The sequence below is a fragment of the Oceanobacillus piezotolerans genome, from assembly GCF_003665065.1.
In the GTDB taxonomy this organism is placed as follows: Bacteria; Bacillota; Bacilli; order Bacillales; family Amphibacillaceae; genus Oceanobacillus; species Oceanobacillus piezotolerans.
The window spans coordinates 181884-200054 of the sequence record NZ_RCHR01000003.1; the positions used below are offsets into that span (position 1 = coordinate 181884).

19 protein-coding genes are annotated in these 18171 nt (G+C 36.6%); 13 read left to right on the forward strand and 6 right to left on the reverse strand.

Features of this window, described 5'->3' with window-relative positions:
- The first annotated feature begins 294 nt into the window (after window positions 1-294).
- Both D8M04_RS08915 and D8M04_RS08920 read left to right on the forward strand, forming a co-directional pair.
- A complete protein-coding gene (locus D8M04_RS08915) occupies window positions 295-978 on the forward strand; it encodes an AzlC family ABC transporter permease (RefSeq protein WP_425464021.1) in 684 nt (227 codons plus the stop codon).
- Window positions 975-1271, forward strand: a complete 297-nt coding sequence (locus D8M04_RS08920; RefSeq protein ID WP_281277118.1) for an AzlD domain-containing protein — start codon at window positions 975-977, stop codon at window positions 1269-1271. Before D8M04_RS08915 ends, D8M04_RS08920 begins: the two co-directional genes overlap by 4 nt.
- Before the next feature lie 31 nt (window positions 1272-1302).
- Here D8M04_RS08920 and D8M04_RS08925 read toward each other — a convergent pair whose 3' ends face one another.
- Window positions 1303-2193, reverse strand: coding sequence for a cation diffusion facilitator family transporter (locus D8M04_RS08925; protein WP_121522577.1), 891 nt, complete (start codon window positions 2191-2193; stop codon window positions 1303-1305).
- A 435-nt stretch (window positions 2194-2628) separates the two neighbouring features.
- On the opposite strand from D8M04_RS08925, the gene D8M04_RS08930 reads away from it, so the two are divergent.
- A complete protein-coding gene (locus D8M04_RS08930; RefSeq protein ID WP_121522578.1) occupies window positions 2629-2862 on the forward strand; it encodes a hypothetical protein in 234 nt (77 codons plus the stop codon).
- A 42-nt stretch (window positions 2863-2904) separates the two neighbouring features.
- On the opposite strand, the gene D8M04_RS08935 is transcribed toward D8M04_RS08930, so the two are convergent.
- Window positions 2905-3819, reverse strand: a complete 915-nt coding sequence (locus tag D8M04_RS08935) for a zinc dependent phospholipase C family protein (protein WP_121522579.1) — start codon at window positions 3817-3819, stop codon at window positions 2905-2907.
- Between the two features lie 186 nt (window positions 3820-4005).
- On the opposite strand from D8M04_RS08935, the gene fumC reads away from it, so the two are divergent.
- Window positions 4006-5391 (forward strand): class II fumarate hydratase, encoded by a 1386-nt coding sequence (gene fumC, locus D8M04_RS08940; RefSeq protein ID WP_121522580.1) that lies wholly within the window; start codon window positions 4006-4008, stop codon window positions 5389-5391.
- Between the two features lie 196 nt (window positions 5392-5587).
- Window positions 5588-5788, forward strand: a complete 201-nt coding sequence (locus tag D8M04_RS08945; RefSeq protein ID WP_121522581.1) for an alpha/beta-type small acid-soluble spore protein — start codon at window positions 5588-5590, stop codon at window positions 5786-5788.
- Between the two features lie 66 nt (window positions 5789-5854).
- Here D8M04_RS08945 and D8M04_RS08950 read toward each other — a convergent pair whose 3' ends face one another.
- Entirely contained in the window at window positions 5855-6952 is a 1098-nt protein-coding gene (locus D8M04_RS08950) for an ABC transporter ATP-binding protein (protein ID WP_121522582.1), read from the reverse strand.
- A gap of 89 nt (window positions 6953-7041) precedes the next feature.
- On the reverse strand, window positions 7042-7926 hold the full coding sequence (locus D8M04_RS08955) for a PucR family transcriptional regulator (RefSeq protein WP_121522583.1): 885 nt from the start codon (window positions 7924-7926) through the stop codon (window positions 7042-7044).
- 166 nt (window positions 7927-8092) lie between these two features.
- Here D8M04_RS08955 and D8M04_RS08960 point away from each other — a divergent pair, with 166 nt between their 5' ends.
- Complete coding sequence (locus D8M04_RS08960) at window positions 8093-8440, forward strand: YlbF/YmcA family competence regulator (protein ID WP_121522584.1); 348 nt, start codon at window positions 8093-8095, stop codon at window positions 8438-8440.
- A 118-nt stretch (window positions 8441-8558) separates the two neighbouring features.
- Here the strand turns inward: D8M04_RS08960 and D8M04_RS08965 are convergent, their stop codons facing one another.
- Entirely contained in the window at window positions 8559-8744 is a 186-nt protein-coding gene (locus D8M04_RS08965) for a YhzD family protein (protein WP_121522585.1), read from the reverse strand.
- 157 nt (window positions 8745-8901) lie between these two features.
- Here D8M04_RS08965 and D8M04_RS08970 point away from each other — a divergent pair, with 157 nt between their 5' ends.
- The 7 genes from D8M04_RS08970 (at window position 8902) to D8M04_RS09000 (ending at window position 16527) form a co-directional block, all read left to right on the forward strand.
- Window positions 8902-9111, forward strand: coding sequence for a helix-turn-helix transcriptional regulator (locus D8M04_RS08970; RefSeq protein ID WP_121522586.1), 210 nt, complete (start codon window positions 8902-8904; stop codon window positions 9109-9111).
- The gene (locus D8M04_RS08975) at window positions 9104-9406 is read left to right on the forward strand and encodes a DUF2178 domain-containing protein (protein WP_158595101.1); all 303 of its coding nucleotides are present in this window, start codon (window positions 9104-9106) and stop codon (window positions 9404-9406) included. Before D8M04_RS08970 ends, D8M04_RS08975 begins: the two co-directional genes overlap by 8 nt.
- Before the next feature lie 58 nt (window positions 9407-9464).
- Window positions 9465-10364, forward strand: a complete 900-nt coding sequence (locus D8M04_RS08980) for an ABC transporter ATP-binding protein (RefSeq protein ID WP_121522588.1) — start codon at window positions 9465-9467, stop codon at window positions 10362-10364.
- Window positions 10357-11607, forward strand: a complete 1251-nt coding sequence (locus D8M04_RS08985; protein ID WP_121522589.1) for an ABC transporter permease — start codon at window positions 10357-10359, stop codon at window positions 11605-11607. Before D8M04_RS08980 ends, D8M04_RS08985 begins: the two co-directional genes overlap by 8 nt.
- A 112-nt stretch (window positions 11608-11719) precedes the next feature.
- Window positions 11720-12955, forward strand: a complete 1236-nt coding sequence (locus D8M04_RS08990) for a metallophosphoesterase family protein (RefSeq protein ID WP_246001169.1) — start codon at window positions 11720-11722, stop codon at window positions 12953-12955.
- Window positions 12956-12960: 5 nt separating this feature from the next.
- Entirely contained in the window at window positions 12961-15912 is a 2952-nt protein-coding gene (locus D8M04_RS08995) for an ATP-binding protein (protein WP_158595102.1), read from the forward strand.
- A gap of 66 nt (window positions 15913-15978) precedes the next feature.
- Window positions 15979-16527 (forward strand): GbsR/MarR family transcriptional regulator, encoded by a 549-nt coding sequence (locus D8M04_RS09000; RefSeq protein ID WP_121522592.1) that lies wholly within the window; start codon window positions 15979-15981, stop codon window positions 16525-16527.
- Between the two features lie 305 nt (window positions 16528-16832).
- Here the strand turns inward: D8M04_RS09000 and D8M04_RS09005 are convergent, their stop codons facing one another.
- Complete coding sequence (locus D8M04_RS09005) at window positions 16833-18047, reverse strand: HD domain-containing protein (protein ID WP_121522593.1); 1215 nt, start codon at window positions 18045-18047, stop codon at window positions 16833-16835.
- Window positions 18048-18171 lie beyond the last annotated feature (124 nt).

An 18171-nucleotide genomic window follows, 5' to 3' on the forward strand; every position in this document is an offset into this window, starting at 1 on the left:
CTGAATAAAATGTGTAATTCAATTTCTTCCTGCCAAAGCTCTCACCCGCTGCTTTGTCTCTGCTTGCTGCTCAAAAGAAATCTACTTTCATTTTAGGATCATAATATTTATGTTACTAATGACTATACAATTCACAAGCTTTTCTTGTCAACATAGAAAAACAAAAGGGGGCTTTTTCAAATAGGATAAATGCTATATAATGAATTCAATTCATTTGTTCAAAGGGGGGCAGACATGCGTACAGGAGCAAAGCTTCGTTCTTCTTCAAATATAAGAAGTTCACAAGCCGGTCATATGTTTAAACGTGGTTTAATGGTTGGCTTTCCTATTATGCTTGGATACATACCGATTGCACTTACATATGGTGTACTTGCAAGACAATCTGGAATGTCGTTACTTGAGCTTACGTTAATGAGTGTACTCGTATTTGCAGGTGCTAGTCAATTTATGGGAGCGAATATGATTGCAGTAGGAGCGGGAGCGGTTGAAATTGTGATAGCTACCTTTATCCTTAATTTCCGTCACTTTGTAATGAACTTATCATTCATGAATCAATTACGTAACATTCCATTAAAATGGAAAGCTCCTTTATCATTAGGTTTAACTGATGAAACCTTTGCTGTTTCTGCACTTCATTCAGAAGAGGCAAAAAAGGAAAAAGGAGTTTATTTCTATGCAGCAATTATTTTAGTTGCTTATTTATCATGGGTACTTGGCTCATTAGTAGGCGGATTGCTGGGAGATATTATTCCTCATGCCTTGAGTCAGAGTATGGGAATTGCATTGTATGCCATGTTTATTGGGCTATTAGTTCCTTCAGTGAAAAAGAACATAAAGGTTGGATTAATAGCTATTATTGCCATGCTGCTAAACGCATTATGTGTTCAATTAGGGATGAGTAGTGGATGGGCAATTGTTGTAGGCACAATTATTGGGGCGCTAAGTGGAATTTACCTGCTAAAGGAGGAAGAAGCTTGACAACTATCCTGATTATAATTGGAATGTCCATCGCTACTATGGTGCCCAGATTGGTACCTGCATTTGTGATGGAAAAGATTCAGCTGCGTCCTTGGTTAAATAGAGCATTACTTGCTGTCCCTTATGCTGCTCTAGGTGCACTGATTTTTCCGGGGATTATGAAAGTAGTACCTGAACAACCTATCATTGGCATTGTCGGCGGCTTAGTTGCTGTTTTGTTAGCGTATTTCGGCCTAAATGTTGTGTTAGTTGTGGTAGGGGCGATTATTACGGTTTTATTATTAACGATGTAACTAAACACTGATAAGAAAGAAGAAACCGACATTAATTGTCGCTTTCTTCTTTTTTCCTATAGTAAGGCTCGATATGAATTTGTGCATGAGTTATTTTATAATTTTGCTCTAGCTGTTTTTCAATATGATCTGAGATTCGATGTCCTTGTTCTACAGTGAACTGTGGTTCGACTAAGATGGTGATATCAACGAGAGCGTGATTTCCATGAACTCGACCTTTAATATCTTTAATTTTTTTCACATCTTCTATCTTCTCTATTCTTTGACGAATATGCTCAATCTTCTCTTCATCAAATCCATCTGTAAGCGTATGGGTAGAATCTTTAAAGATTTCCCAGGCAGTCTTACAGATAATAACCCCTACAATTAGTCCAGCTAGTGGATCTAACCAAATTAAACCAAATTGAGCTCCTATAATCCCGATAAATGCTCCTATACTAACTAAAGCATCAGAGCGATTATCCTGTGCTGCAGCATATAGGGAAGAGCTCTCAATCTTCTTAGCTAAAGTGACGTTGTAGCGGTAAACCATGAGCATAACAATAGCAGCTCCTAATGCAGTCCAGGCAGTAAGCATGTCCGGTTCAGTTGTTTGTCCTAAAGAGATTTTTTGTATGGTTGAGAGAATGACTTGTAAACCCACGACCATCATTATAAAAGCAGCAAAAAGGGAGGCAATTGTTTCTGCCCGGTAATGTCCATAAGGATGATTCTCATCTGGTGGCTTTCTGGATATTCTTAATCCAATTAAAACTGCCACGGAAGCAATAACATCTGTCGTATTATTTAATCCATCTGCTCGTAAGGCCTCTGAATTCCCTAAGCCAGCAACAACCAGCTTAGTAATGGATAAAAATAGGTAGGCAATAATACTAATCCATGCCCCTTTTTCTCCTTTTTTCAGGTTATCCGAATAATCCATTTAACTTCCTCCATTAAATAAAATAAATCATTGCTAAGATCCATATGTAAATAGCTTATTAAGTCTATCAAATAAGGAGCTGGTGAGTCTAGAGAAAAAATAAAGCACCCGGCAATATCTATTGGGACCTGTTAAGGAAGTTTAGTGAAGGAAACATAATATGTCTCATCCATCATTTATCGTAGGTTAACTGGCTGCAAGTCCCCCTTAAAAAATCCGAGTAAAATACAATAAGCAAGTGTGGACAAACAGCAGGTCAAATGCCCGATTCATTCAAGGGGCTTTAGGTCATACTCTTGTGGTACTAATGCTCAGTAGGGTGAAGAAAACCTCGACTGAGTGTAATTTCACTTTTTTACAAGATGGGAATGCTAATTAGTTGATATATTTAGAAAAATCGGGCATAATGGTGTAAAGGATAAGGGGGGGCTTTCTATGAAGAAAGAGAAACTTGTTTATCGATTTATTCGTTATGACGGTGAGACCCTTACTGCAAAGAGAGAAATTCCTTATGAATTTAGTTTAGTTGCACAGCTTGTACTAGATGAGTTATGCTATCGCTGGAATAAGAGGAAATTAATGGAAGAGATAAATAACACGTTTGTTAAAAAGGATAGATCAGCATTTAATTATTATAGTAATTTATACAAAGAATATGTTTGGGAATAAGAAATTGGTCTTGCATGTGCAAGGCCAATTTCTTTTGAATCGTTATATAATAGGGTAGCTATATTTGTTTTCTAACTGCAGTTCTAATGGTTTTCCAGTATCATAAGAAATATTTCCAACTAGTTGGGAGAGCCTTTTCTCAGTGAACTCATTATTATTATCCCAGTAGCGTAATATTTCTCTAACAACTTCTATACCTTCCACCCGAGCTTGGTTGTATAAATCAATAAAACTTTCATTCATTTCTTCCCCTGTTGCGGAATGGTGCCATGTATGATGATTGGTATTAAGATAGTCAATATTATCTTTAATAGGCTGATGGGAAAAGGGATTTATTAAAGAGCCGAATAGCTTATTTTTCCAACCATATGGGTCGGATAGTAGCTTTAAGGCAAGGATCATATCTTTATATGCTTTACTAATATACTTTCCCGATTTAGGATGAAGCCCAGGATAATGTTTAGTAATCTTCTGATGAAGAAAATCCCTGATATCATTATCTAATGATTTTCCAATATAAATTTCTTTATATACCTGTGTTTTCCAAGTTTTCACATGATGGAATTTCTCCATCATAAGCGTATCAATTATAATCTCCAATTTTGCATGGTTATTCCCTTCGTATCCTGCTGCATAATGAATATAAGGGTGTGCATTTCGATCCAGAATATGATGTGTTACAAAGCCAATTACATATGCTTTTATTTCATAACTCATATTAGTTGCAGATTGAATCATATCCATAAGAAATGTGCCACAGTTTTTGGTGTGTAGTGCCATACCTACCTCATGAACAGATTTATTTTTAATCCATGACCAGAAATTGTGGTAGAAGAACGGATCTGGTCCTTGGGCACCCAATTTAATATAGGCTTCATAGTCGGTTGTTAAGAATGATTGATCAATAGCGTCAATAACTTCTTCGCTAAATAGAATATGTGTCCATATGTTCGGCATAGCAAACCTCCTTTAATACTATGTCTTTTCAACTTGAAATTGGATTATTAAATGTAACTCTATTATATAGAAAGAGCTTCAAAGAAAGCGAACATTTTTAATGTGCAGTGATTTGTATATTTCATTATTTGAAAAATTTGTTACAATAGAGAAGAATAGACGAATTTACATAGGGAGGATAATTCGATGGAATTTCGTGTGGAAAGAGATACATTAGGGGATATTAATGTGCCTGCTGATAAATTTTGGGGGGCGCAAACACAAAGAAGTAAAGAGAACTTTCCGATTGGCGATGAAACCATGCCAACAGAAATTATTAAAGCGTTTGCTATTTTAAAGAAAAGTGCTGCAAAAGCGAATAGTGACTTAGGATTAATGGAAAGCGAAAAAGCAGAAGCGATTGCATATGCTGCTGACCAAATTATTGAAGGTAATATAAATGATCATTTTCCACTTGTTGTATGGCAAACGGGAAGTGGTACACAATCCAATATGAATGTTAATGAAGTAATTGCACATGTTGGTAATAAGTGGCTGAGTGAAAAAGGCAGCGTGCTGACACTTCATCCGAATGATGATGTCAATAAATCCCAAAGCTCGAATGATACGTACCCTACAGCGATGCATGTCGCATTTGTATTAAAACTGGAAGAAGAAGTAATTCCAGCTGTTCAGGCTTTGAAAGCTACATTAAAGCAAAAGATGGACGAGTTCTCGGATATTGTTAAAATTGGACGTACTCATTTACAGGATGCAACTCCTCTTACGTTAGGACAGGAGATTAGTGGTTGGCATCGCATGCTTGAAAAATCTGAAGTCATGATTACAGAAAGTGTTCACCACTTAAAAGAATTAGCAATTGGTGGTACTGCTGTTGGAACTGGATTAAATGCACATCCTGAATTCTCTGATCGTGTATGTGCTCATATTAGCAGATATACTGGTAAAACCTTTATTTCTGCACCAAATAAATTCCATTCTTTAACAAGTCATGATGAATCGGTATATGCTCACGGAGCATTAAAAGCACTAGCTGCAGATATGATGAAAATCGCGAATGATGTTCGCTGGTTAGCTAGTGGCCCTCGTTGTGGAATAGGTGAAATCACCATTCCTGCAAATGAACCAGGAAGCTCAATTATGCCTGGAAAGGTGAATCCTACACAAAGTGAAGCAGTGACAATGGTAGCTGCACAAGTGATGGGAAATGACGCAACCATTGGGTTTGCTGCTAGTCAGGGTAACTTTGAGCTAAACGTATTTAAACCTGTTATTGCTTATAACTTCCTGCAAACCTGCCAATTATTAGCAGATAGTATTCTTTCCTTTGACGAGCGCTGTGCACAAGGTATCGAGCCGAATCATGAACAAATTCAAAAGAATTTAAATGATTCACTTATGCTTGTTACAGCATTAAATCCACATATTGGATATGAAAATGCCGCAAAAATCGCGAAAAAGGCATTTGCTGATAACGCTACACTAAAGGAAACAGCAGTAGCTTTAGAGCTATTAACAGAAGAAGAATTTGATCAATATGTGAAGCCAGAAGAGATGACATATCCTAAATAAAGTTGAATATATTGAAGAAGCCGAGTGATTTATCATTCGGCTTTTTTCTATGGAAAAGAAAGTGAATCACTCATTTGAGAAGCTTAGAAAGCAATCCTCTATCAAAATGGAATAATATCTACAATTTACCAGAGAAATTAGGTTATAAGTTTGCGCTAACAACACACAATAGAAGTACACAAGGAGGTGATACAAGATGGCAAACAACAACAACTCAAACCAATTACTTGTACCTGGTGTACAACAAGCCCTTGACCAAATGAAAGTTGAAATCGCACAAGAATTTGGTGTTAACTTAGGAGCAGATACAACTTCTCGTGCTAACGGTTCTGTTGGAGGAGAAATTACGAAGCGTTTAGTAAGAACTGCACAACAACAGCTTAACGGTGGTCAATAATTAAATAATAGATGGCAAGAGGAAAGTTTTTATAAACTTTCCTCTGTTTCGGGTTATGTTTTACCCTTACTTAATTCTATTCTCTGTATCTTTATCAAAGAAATGCGCTTTGTTCATATCAAATGCTAACTCGATGGTTTCTCCACCGCGTATATCTGATCTGGAATCCACACGAGCAACAAAGTCTTGTTTGTTTAAAGTGGAATATAAAATAGATTCAGCACCCATAAGTTCAGCAACATCGATTGTTGCTTGTATGCCGGTACCTGCAGAAGAAGCGATGAATGCAGGCTCATCATGAATATCCTCAGGTCGGATACCTAAAACAATTTCTTTTCCTGCATAACCTCGATCACGAAGGACTTTCATTCTTCCTTCCGGTACTGCAATTTTCTTATCTTCTATTTCAAAATAACCGTCCGTTAATTTCCCATATAAGAAGTTCATCGAAGGAGATCCGATAAAACCACCAACAAACATGTTATCCGGCTCATCATACACGTCCTTAGGAGCGCCGATTTGCTGAATAATTCCATCCTTCATAACCACTAATCTTGTTGCCATCGTCATTGCCTCTGTTTGATCATGTGTTACATATATAGTTGTTGTTTGCAGACGTTTATGAAGTTTTTGAATTTCTGAACGCATTTGAACACGTAATTTTGCATCAAGGTTAGATAATGGCTCGTCCATTAAAAAGACCTTTGCATCACGTACAATGGCACGTCCTAAAGCAACACGCTGACGCTGCCCGCCCGAAAGTGCTTTTGGTTTACGATCCAAATATGCTTCAAGTCCTAATATTTTTGCAGCGTTTTGAACACGTTTATCGATTTCCTCCTTATTGAATTTACGTAATTTAAGTCCGAAAGCCATGTTATCGTAAACGCTCATATGAGGATATAGTGCATAGTTTTGGAAAACCATTGCGATATCCCGGTCTTTAGGCGCAACATCATTCATCTTTTTATCATCAATGTATAATTCACCATCAGAAATTTCTTCAAGTCCGGCAATCATCCGCAATGTAGTAGATTTTCCGCAGCCTGAAGGACCGACAAATACAATAAATTCTCTATCTTTAATGTGTAAGTTAAAATTATCTACAGCTACGACATTTTTGTCATATCTTTTTTGTATGTTTTCTAAACGTAATTCAGCCATTTAGTTCCCCTCCATTAATGTAAACGATTTAAATATAGTATAGAACATAGGTTGAAATAGGGTAATGGAAGGAATGCACAAAAATGGGACTAGTTTTTGTGCACCTTTGCCAGTAGGATAAGATACACAACTACTGCTTCATGAAATTTCCGAATATCAATTCCAGTTTTATCAATAAACTTATCCAGTCTGTATTGAAGGCTGTTCCGATGGAGATGAAGTTTCTTGGCAGCAACAGAAACATTTAAATTGCAAGATATAAATACTTTAATCGTATGTAATAATTCCTCATCCATTAAAAATTCTTTTAAAATAATCTTACTTGCCTCGTTTATGAATTCCGGATCGGCTTTATTAATAAAATGGTAGATGATTGCTTCCGAATAGGAAATGACAGCTGAATCAGAATGAGATAACGCCATTTCAGCATGTTTAATAAAGGAAGTATAAAAGCTATTAATTTCTTGGAGTGAATCCATAAACGGCCCGACGAAAAAACGAATTCTAGAATACAGATCACTCATTAACACATCAATGATTTGGTCATAAGAAATAGCTTCTTCACCATATTGTAAAGATTCTTCGATAATGACGCCCTGATACTCATTTTCCCAGAGAATCGGCACTCCTTTGGAATAAAAATCATCTATAGCAGCTTTAAATTGCTCCGGCTCGATTTGATCCTTTTTGATCTGAAAGAATACGAAACGAAAAGGAGAAATCTTTTTGTTCGATCCTTTGCGTATTGTTTCTCTCCACCACAGTTCTAATTCTGTTGGTATTGGAATATGAATATTATAAGTGGGTAAAAACGTGCTTATCAGCTTCATGTCTCTAGCTGTTAACTCCGATTTAGCAATACCGATGATGTCATTTTTTTCAGTTATAAACCATTGATAATCCTTTTTGGTATCTAAATGTTCTTCATTATAATAAGTAAAGGATGGAAATAATTTTTTAAGTTCGTTTTCCATGTAAATACCCACTTTCACAATAATAAGATATAGATAGTGTAATTATAACAAGAATGATGGAAGAATGAGGTTAATATCATCGTTTAAGGAGTATCCTCGTAAGGGTATACATTGAACTTTACCTCTGTTATAGTTAATAAGGATAAAAAAGTAAGGAGGAAAAATGTTGTCTAATATATACGATAGTGCGTATGAACTTGAAAAAGGAATTCGTGATAGCGAAGAATTTAAATCCCTAAAGTCTGCTTACGAGGCTGTCTTGAATGACCCGGAAGCGAAAGAAAAATTTGAACGATTTCGTGATACACAAATGCAGTTGCAAGAAAAGCAGATGCAAGGTTTAGAGATATCAACAGAAGAAGTGGAAAGTGCACGAAAAGTGGTTGAAGAAGTGCAGCAGCATGCAATGATTACGAGGTTGATGCAAGAAGAACAACGCCTAAATCAAGTAATCAATGATATTAGTCGAATCATAACAAAACCATTAGAAGAATTGTATAGTAATCCATCATAAATATAGTAAGGTAAAAAGAAGCTGACTTCACTTTATGTGAAGATCAGCTTTTTTGCATCAAGGAAGTATTAAATCTTTTTCAGAGTGGGAGTTGAAAGAAAACTCCCACTGCGTGATTTTATCTGTGAAATAATACTAGCTTGGCTTCTGGGGATACACAACGATGGGTGTATTCTTGATATCCTTTTTCCTTTAGCATCTGTTCTCCAATTGTTTTTGCCTCTTCATTATTTTCTGCTGGAAATGTTTCATCAAGCAATGTTTCCCCTGTCTTGTTAAAAACGGTTAATGTATATTGCCGCATCATCCAACTCTCCTTTTTACAATCATGTATACGCTCATTATTATTATAAATTATGAAAGTTTAAAATAAAATAAAAATGGTTGTAAAGCCTGCTTGACATTTGTTTTCTAGTAAAGTATGCTTTACGTAAAGTTAACTTTACTAAGGGTGAAGATAAATGAAAACAAGAATAAAGGAAAAACGAATGGAAAGGGGGATGACACAAGAAGATCTTTCCCAGAGGCTGCGTGTTTCCAGACAGACCATCATCTCCTTAGAAAAGGGGAAATATAAACCTTCATTAATTTTGGCACATAAGCTTGCTCAGACTTTTGGTTGTACAATTGAGGAATTATTTATTTTTGAAGGGGATGAGAATATTGAGTGATACTTTATTTGCTTTGTCAGGTCTAATTGGTGGCGTTTCGATAGCGTTTATTGCAAGGTATTTTTCGTATAGAGTAGGTAAGAAAAAGCATTTATTTGATGAGCGTTACAAATCAATTCATCATCAGGCAAAGGCCAGAACGTATGATGTAACATTTATTCTATTGCTCATAGCTTGGGCATTGGTCATTGTAGTAGAGGGCATTTCCTTTAGTTTCTTTCTAATCACAGTTCTGTACGTAATAGTGAATATAACCTATGCCATTTCAGCCGCTTATTATTCCAATAGAGAATAGATGAAATTTGAAACCTATTGAAGGTGAAATCGTATATCTATATGAAGGAGGAGAACGCATGACATTAGTTATAAACCAAGTTACTAAAAAATTTGGCACGCATACGGCCGTGGATCGGCTTTCATTAGAAATCCCTGAACAGGAAATGTTCGGTTTCTTAGGAGGGAATGGTGCTGGAAAAACAACAACATTTCGCATGATTCTCGGCTTAATCGATATGACAGAGGGAGAGATTACGTGGGATGGGAAGAAGATTGATTATAAGAAAAGTCATCTCATTGGATATCTGCCAGAAGAGCGTGGACTTTACCCGAAATTAACGGTGAAGGACCAGATTATTTACTTAGGAAAGCTAAGGGGTATGAATAAAAATGATGCTTTGTCTGAGCTTGAAAAATGGTTAGAACGATTTAAAGTCCCGGATTATCTCAATAAAAAAGTAGAGGAACTATCAAAAGGGAACCAACAAAAAATCCAGTTTATTTCTGCAGTTATACATAAACCAAAACTATTAATCTTGGATGAACCTTTCTCAGGATTAGACCCTGTCAATGTAGAAATGCTTAAGGAAGCGGTTCTTGATTTGAAACAACAAGGTACTTCGATCGTATTCTCTTCCCATCAAATGCAGCATGTGGAAGAACTTTGTGAACATCTGTGTATCCTGCAAAAAGGGAAACCAGTCGTTCAAGGTGCACTAAGGGATATTAAACGCTCCTTTGGTAAAAAGAATCTAATCATTCATAGTGAATTTCCGTTAGATTTTTTAGAAAGCTTTCCTGGGGTAGTAAAATATAAAGCACTTGCTCAAGGTTGTGAACTGCAAATCGAAAATGAAGAAATATCACAAAACATCTTGGCAGAGATTCAAGGAAAAGGCTTCCTGCGTAAATTTGAATTAGAAGAGCCTTCTCTAAATGACATTTTCATTGAGAAAGTAGGTGCTTCTTATGAATAAGTTTTGGACGATTCTATCACACACCTATTTAACAAAAATAAAAGCGAAATCATTTATTATTAGTACCGTAATTGCAATTATATTTGTAGTTGGTTTAGCTAATCTCCAGTCTATTATTGATTTGTTTTCAGGAGATGGAAAAGATGAAGTAGCCATTATCGATGAATCTGGTGGATTAATCGATGGCTTTGTTGAGAATGCAGAGCAGGCAAATGATGAAATAGACATGGTTGTCTACGAGGGAACAGAAGAGGAAGCAAAAACAGCTGTCCAGGAAGATGAGTTTAAGGCGTTAATCGTTTTATCACTTGATGATACTGGATTACCGGAAGGAACCTATTATGCGAATACGATTTCGGAAACTGGAATGCAGTCCTTTTTTGAGCAGCAGCTGCAGCAACTGAAAATAATAATGGCAAGCCAGCAGTCTGGAATGGATCCTGCTACTTTAATGGAGATTAATTCGCCAGTGTCATTCGAAGTAGTACCACTGGATGAGGCTGCTAAGACATCAGAAGAGTTAAATCAAGCCAGAGGTATTGTTTACATTATGCTGTTTGTCTTGTATATCGCAGTTATGTCATATGGTCAGATGATCATGACCGATGTGGCAAATGAGAAATCCTCCCGTGTGATGGAGATACTCGTTTCCAGTGCCCCGGCCATTACCCATATGTTTGCAAAAATAATTGGAATTGCTTTAGTGGGGTTAACGCAGGTGGGTGCTCTTGTGTTGGTCGGATATTTCCTCATTCAGTCCAAACAGGATGAACTAATGGGTGGAATTTTTGAATACCTTGGTTTTCAAGATGTCTCTATTTCCATCTATATTTATGCGATTGTCTTTTTCCTGCTTGGCTACTTACTGTACGCAACACTTGCAGCCACGTTAGGCTCTCTGGTAAGTAGAGTGGAAGATGCTGGACAAATGATGATCCCGATGATTTTCCTAATTATGATTGCTTTCTTTATTGCGATGTTTGGTTTAAATGCTCCAGATACTACTTTAGTTACGGTGACATCCTATATTCCATTTTTCTCACCAATGATCATGTTCATGCGTGTTGGAATGCTTGATGTTCCCGTTTGGGAAGTGGCAATATCCATCGGCATCTTGATCGCTACGATTATTTTACTTGCAGCAATAGGTGCACGGATTTATAAAGGTGGCGTACTGATGTATGGTCGCTCCAGCTCATTTAAAGATATTAAGAAGGCATTAGCACTTTCGAAAAAAGAATAGAAGAAACATAGGAGGTCGCGGAAGAGCGGCCTCTTTTATTGAAAAGGAATAGAACGTGCATTCTATTCCTTGTTTTGCTAGAATAGGAAGGAGTCTAATAGGAAGCAAGAGGGTGACTAAATTGACAAAGCAGATTTCCTTTATCCATGCAGCAGATTTACATTTAGATAGTCCGTTTAAAGGATTAACAGATTTACCGGAAGATCTTTTTCATAAGGTAAGGGAAAGTACGTTTCTTGCCCTTGATCGATTAGTAAAAGCGGCTATTGATAAAAAAGTAGATTTTGTTCTTATGGTTGGAGATTTATTTGATAATGAGAAGCAGAGTTTGAAAGCACAAATATATTTAAGAAGAGCATTTGAGGAACTTAAGCAGCATAGGATAAACGTTTACCTATCCTATGGAAACCATGATTACATAATAGGCAACGTTTATCCTGTTACATATCCTGATAATGTATTTGTATTTCCAGATGAACAGGTTACTCATTTCACCTATAAAAAGGATGGGCAACCTATTGCAAATATCTACGGATTTAGTTATGAAAATCGTGCAGTTCTGGAGAATAAAGCAAATGAATATGAACGAAAAGATTCAGACGTTCCCTTTCATATTGCGATGCTGCATGGAAGTGTTGGAAGCAATACGGAGCATGATACATACGCTCCTTTTCAAATTTCCGATTTGGCAGGGGCTCCTTTTCATTACTGGGCCTTGGGTCATATACATAAAAGAGAAATTTTAAAGGGAAACCCTCCCATCGTTTATTCTGGAAATATCCAAGGGAGAAACAGAAAGGAGACTGGAGAAAAAGGCTGTTATCATGTTGTGCTTTCGGAAGCCGATGTAAATATGACTTTTATTCCGCTGCAGGAAATCCAGTTTACTTCTCTAGAAGTGGATGCTTCAGGTTGTAAGGAGATTCATGAATTAGAAAAGCAAATTGTATCCTCTTTAAATGGTTTTGACCAAAGATCCCATTTATTAATAGATCTATTGTTGATAGGGGATAACCAACTTTTAAGACAATGGGATAGTGAAAAAAGAATAGAGGATTTAATTGAAATTATTAACGAAACAGCTGAGCAGGAAGCGCTTTGGAAGTATATCTACCGAGTGAAAAACAGATATGACGAAGATATCAAAGAGCATCAATTATTCAAAGGAGAGCATTTTGTCGGTGAATTAGTTCGCCATTTTGACCAGACAAGTATTCACTCTCACCTCGAGGAATTATATTATCATAGAAGTGCAAGAAAGTTCTTATCATCATTATCGGGCGAGGAAGAACAGCTTATTGTATCAGAAGCAAAAGAATTATTAATGCGGGAATTATGGAAAGGGTGAATAGGTTGCGAATTGAACATGCCAAGATATTTGGTTTTGGAAAATGGGTGGATCACTCTATTGACTTTTCGAAGGCATCGGGCATTTGTATTTACGGAGAAAATGAATCAGGAAAGTCAACCATTCAACGTTTTATCCTTTTCATGCTATTTGGTCTGCCGCCGAAACAACGAAACTTTTACCGGCCAAAAACGAGTGGAAGAATGGGCGGAAGATTAACGGTAAATGACACAGAATATGGAAAGTATACGATAGAGCGTTTGGACGAGGTAAGAAATGGTGCAGCGGTTTGTTATTTGCCAGATGGGGAAAAGAAAGATGAGGAATGGCTAAGAGAAAGATTGCATGGGATGACATTAGAAACCTATCAAGCTATTTTCTCTTTTTCGGCTACCGATTTAAATGATATAAAGAGTATGAAGGAAGAAGAACTCGGTGAAGTTATTTTAGGAATTGGCTTGTCAGGGTCTTCTAAAATTTACCAACTGGAAAAGCGACTCGACCAAAGATTGGCAGGTCTATTCAAGCGATATGGAACAAAGCCAATAATAAATCAACAGCTTGAAACACTTGAATTGCGTTTTAAAGAACTGCAACAGAGCAAGAGTAAAGAGGCAAGTTATCTGGAAAAGCAGGATAAAAAATCAGAATTACAGACAGAAATAACACAGCTTCATGAATCTATCTCTTTTTCAAAAAGTGAATTATCTAAACTAGAGAGACATATTGGAGCATTGCCACTAATTTATGAGTATCGACAATATCTATCAGCTATACAATCTGAAAAAATAGACCGTTCTTTTCCCGAAAAAGGGATAGAAAGACTTCAATCTTTAAAACAAGCTTTGCTTCCAATGCAGAGTGAGCTTCATCTATTAAAAGAAAATGAGGCAATGTATAGACGAAAGCTGGAAGATCTGCAAACTCAAAGTCCAGCGGGAACTATCATTAGTCAAGCAGAAGCGGTTTATTCACTTAAAGCGCAATGGCAGGATGATAATCAGCAATTAAAAAAGCTAGTAGCTATGATAGAAAAGGTGACAATTCAAATAGAAACAGAGCTTGGACGCCTTAATATCGGTTTAGAAAAGGAAGATTTAGAAAATCTTTCCTTTCCATTTCATATTGAGAAAACATGGCAGGAAATAAAAAAACAATATGAACAACTAACATTTGAACAGGGCAAATTAAAAGAAGAAGAACATCAATTAAAGCAGGAAAGAAATTATCTACTTAACCAGATTGGGATGCATGAGGATGGTTTGCTGACAGATGAAACCTATCAGGATTTAGACTCCTTACTGAAAAAGCATAACGAATTTCATTTATTAGAGAAACTCAAAGAAGAAAAGGATCAGGAGCGGAAATCCTGGAGTAAAAGGAGAAAGAAAAAACAGGAAAAAAGCAAGCAGATTCTTTATATTTTCAGCCTGTTAGCGGTAATCAGCTTTATAGGGACATTTCTAACAGATATAAGTCAACTTATGTTAGCGGCTTGTTTGTTTGCATTGGTTGGGATAGGTCAGTTCCTATGGAGCTATTATTCAGTGAAAGAAATGGATAAGATTTTTACTGAAGGGAATTCATTAAGTAATCCATCATCGTCCTCAGTAGAAGAAAGAAATCGTGCGGAGCAATTAATCCAGATGCATTCCAAACATCAAAAGGAAATCGCTCAACTAGAAGAAAAGCTAAGTAATAATAATATGAATAGCTTAGCTTGGAAGGAAAAAGAAAAAGCACTTAAGGAAAAGGAAATGCGGATGAATGAAAGCATTCACACTCAGTATATAAACTATCCATTTTTAAGAAATCTTGAGTTAATCTATTGGCCAGAGCTCTATCATGCTTTAAAAAATGTGCTGCATATGGAAAGAGAAAGAAAGCAACAGATGAAAGAAATAGAAGAAGTAAAACATAGAATGAGCCAGATAAGCGATAATATAAACGAGTTCTTTGCTGAAGTGAACTGGACTCTATCAGCAAATATGGAAGAATCTTTTAAAAGAATAGAAGCATTTTTATTAAAACAGGATCAATCAAACCGACAAATGCAGCAATATGAAGAATTACTCTCTGAAAGTAAAGAGAAAGAGCATCAGCTTCGTCAAAAAATGACTGGCTATGAGCAGGAAAGAGATGTATTATTTTCCGTTGCTAAGGTAGATTCTGAAGAAGCGTTTTATCATAAATCAAGAATGCTGGATGAACAAGAAGGAAATGAAATTGCCTTAGAGAAAGTGAAGCTTCAGTTAGAAAATATGCTTGCTGTAGCTGATTTAGAATATTATGTAGATAATAAACTAGGTGAACTGGATTTAAAGGAAAAGAAACAACATTCTATGTACAAATTGGATCAATTAGAAAGAGAATTAAACAACAAAAGGGAACAATTGGCCAGGGTCCAGGCAGAAATTGAAGCGATGGAATCATCCAGTCAATACTCTGATACATTACACCAGTTTGAAATGGAAACAGAGAAATTGCATCAACTGTCTAAAGATTGGGCTGTGCTGAAGGTTGCTAAAGAAGTCCTGGCAGATACGAAACGGGATTATCGAGAGAAATATTTATCCATGGTAATCGAACGTACAGCATTTTACTTTCAGCATTTAACAGGTGGTAACTATACAAAAATCTTCGCCCCCTCAGAAGATAAGCCTTTTATCGTAGAGGCAGAGGATGGGATTAGGTACACCATTAATGAGCTGTCACAGGGTACGGTGGACCAGCTTTATATTTCATTGCGACTTGCAATTAGTGAAGCAATGAGTGATGTACACCAGCTCCCATTTATAATGGATGATGCTTTCGTTCATTTTGATTCTATCAGAGCACAGCGAATGGTAGAAATAATGGAGAGCATTTCTGACAGGCAACAGGTACTGTTGTTTACATGTAAAAATGAGGTTCTCAAGAGCTGTGAGAAATTATATAGTATCTCCCTTAATAATTGATTCGCATAAACTAAAAAATAGTGTTAAACTATCTTGTAGATTACAATTAGGTGGAGGCGGTTTACCATGCCTGAGCAACATAAAGATACAACAAATTGGAATAAACATGAAGAAACAATTGAGAAGTTCATTCAGGTAATCGCGAAAAATATGAATTTATATGGTATAACACCATCAATAGGAAGGCTTTATGGTGTATTATATTTCTCAGATGAGCCTATGACTCTGGATGATATGCGTGATGCCCTATTTATGAGTAAAACGAGTATGTCAACAGGAGTTCGAACCTTGGCAGATATGAAAATGGTTGAATCCGCATATAGAAAAGGAGTAAGAAAAGACCTCTACCAATCAGAAGAGGATTGGTATAAATCCTTTACTTCCTTGTTCGGAATTAAATGGAAACAACAAACAGAAACGAATATTGAAGAAGCGGAAGAAACAATGGAAAAGCTAGAGGCATTATATAAAGTTACAGAGGATGAAGCACTGAAAGAACGAATTCAGCAGGATCTGGATAAGTTAAATTATGCAAAAAATTACTATGAATGGCTTATGAGCTTTATAAAAGTGGTAGAATCAGGAGAAATCTTTAAATATCTTCCACGAAAATAAAAACAGCACCAGGATACCGGTGCTGTTTTTTGATGTGCTGGAAGCCAGAATTAATATTTTATGGTGTTAAAACGTTCCAAGTGGAGAGCAGCCTGTGTCTAAAAAGCTGACCTAGGCAGAGTAGGAAGTCGCCCGGGACTGTCTAAAAGTTGCTCCAACCGAGTGTGAAGTCGCTCGGCGTCGTCTAAAAGCTGCCCCAATTGACCGCGAAACTGCCCTGTCCCGCTCCATTGCATAATTGATTTTTAAGTGACCTTCCTGCTTAAATATAAAGCTCACTCTCGAAGTCAAATAAAATCCATCACTTACTTGATCGCTTCTGTATTTTCATAACGACTATCTAAATAGTCTACAATATGAATAAGATATCCTTCTACTGTCAGTGGTGATCTTACAGCTGAACCCCATTCAGGTAAACCGTGGTGACAGAGAATGCAATGCGATAATTGATGAATTTCCTCCAAACTGAAAGTAAGATTCTCTATCTCGATAAGCTTTGTTAATAGTAAAACGCCATAAGGAATATGCCCAATCATGACGCCTAACTCATCCATGGTAATGCCTGCCTGTTTTCTAATGCTTGTACTTTCATCCGTTGCGGTTGGATAAAGAAAAGAGAACCCATCAAATGTTTTGCCCGCGTGATCATATTCTAGCAGTTTACCAATATCATGAAATAGAATACTAGTAATCAACAAGTCATAATTTGGCGTAGTATCTTTATGCTGCATCATTCCATAGAACATTTGATAAAGGTGATCGATTGTATCTTTCCAGACAAACTGCTTCTCATCCTTTTCTATTGCATTCCAAAGCTCTTTTTTATGAGCCTTTTCCACTACTTGGATTAATTTCATCGTTGCTTTAAAGTGATTCTCTTCAAACTTCAAAATATATCTAGCAAAACGCATTAAACCTACCGTATGTTTCAAAAGGCCACCAAGATAGTTATGGTGAAAACCTTTTGCAGCAGGGCGGATACTAAATTGCTTCCAAAATCGGTTCATTGCGGATAGACTCAATTCACGATAGGCACCTTGCAGCTCATATAAATAGGAGAATAGCTCAACTGTTAAGGATTCCATATCCTGCTGTGTATACGGCAATAAGGAAAAAGGATTGATCTCTTCTGTACAAGGAGAGATTCGTTCAATAGTTAATGATTTAAATCCATTAAACTCCTCGACCTTTGCAGAAATGTCAAAAACAGAATGCTGTTCAAGGATAGGGAGAGTTCGTTCAACAGCCCCTTGATTGTCCCACATTTTTGCATTTAAGCTTCCTGCATTATTGCTGAAGCGTATTTTTAAATATTGTTTATTTGTCTTAGTCTGTTGTACTTGATAATCATTTAGCAAAACTCGAATTTCAACGAAACTACCATGTGCCTCTCTATCCATCTGAAAGTGCTCTTCACTAGCTGGTAGGTTTGGGGTTGGATATTGTTCCAGTATTTTGGTACGTTCTTCTTCCGTTATAGTAATTCTAATCGGAATGATATTATAAAAGTAAGAATCCATCGTATCCCTCCACATAAATCTCTCCTATTATTGTAACGTACTTTACAAGAGTTTGGAAAATGTAAATTTCAGGCGGAGACTATTGGAGGATTTAGTTATATTCGTAAATCGGTAAACATATATA

What these genes read in the sequence shown, in the direction of transcription:
- D8M04_RS08970 (WP_121522586.1), top strand. Translation starts at nt 8,902, where the DNA reads ATGAAAACAAGAATAAAGGAAAAACGAATGGAAAGGGGGATGACACAA.
- D8M04_RS08950 (WP_121522582.1), bottom strand. Translation starts at nt 6,952, where the DNA reads ATGGCTGAATTACGTTTAGAAAACATACAAAAAAGATATGACAAAAAT.
- D8M04_RS08955 (WP_121522583.1), bottom strand. Translation starts at nt 7,926, where the DNA reads ATGGAAAACGAACTTAAAAAATTATTTCCATCCTTTACTTATTATAAT.
- fumC (WP_121522580.1), top strand. Translation starts at nt 4,006, where the DNA reads ATGGAATTTCGTGTGGAAAGAGATACATTAGGGGATATTAATGTGCCT.
- D8M04_RS08930 (WP_121522578.1), top strand. Translation starts at nt 2,629, where the DNA reads ATGAAGAAAGAGAAACTTGTTTATCGATTTATTCGTTATGACGGTGAG.
- D8M04_RS08985 (WP_121522589.1), top strand. Translation starts at nt 10,357, where the DNA reads ATGAATAAGTTTTGGACGATTCTATCACACACCTATTTAACAAAAATA.
- D8M04_RS08925 (WP_121522577.1), bottom strand. Translation starts at nt 2,193, where the DNA reads ATGGATTATTCGGATAACCTGAAAAAAGGAGAAAAAGGGGCATGGATT.
- D8M04_RS09000 (WP_121522592.1), top strand. Translation starts at nt 15,979, where the DNA reads ATGCCTGAGCAACATAAAGATACAACAAATTGGAATAAACATGAAGAA.
- D8M04_RS09005 (WP_121522593.1), bottom strand. Translation starts at nt 18,047, where the DNA reads ATGGATTCTTACTTTTATAATATCATTCCGATTAGAATTACTATAACG.
- D8M04_RS08965 (WP_121522585.1), bottom strand. Translation starts at nt 8,744, where the DNA reads ATGCGGCAATATACATTAACCGTTTTTAACAAGACAGGGGAAACATTG.
- D8M04_RS08980 (WP_121522588.1), top strand. Translation starts at nt 9,465, where the DNA reads ATGACATTAGTTATAAACCAAGTTACTAAAAAATTTGGCACGCATACG.
- D8M04_RS08915 (WP_425464021.1), top strand. Translation starts at nt 295, where the DNA reads ATGTTTAAACGTGGTTTAATGGTTGGCTTTCCTATTATGCTTGGATAC.
- D8M04_RS08945 (WP_121522581.1), top strand. Translation starts at nt 5,588, where the DNA reads ATGGCAAACAACAACAACTCAAACCAATTACTTGTACCTGGTGTACAA.
- D8M04_RS08935 (WP_121522579.1), bottom strand. Translation starts at nt 3,819, where the DNA reads ATGCCGAACATATGGACACATATTCTATTTAGCGAAGAAGTTATTGAC.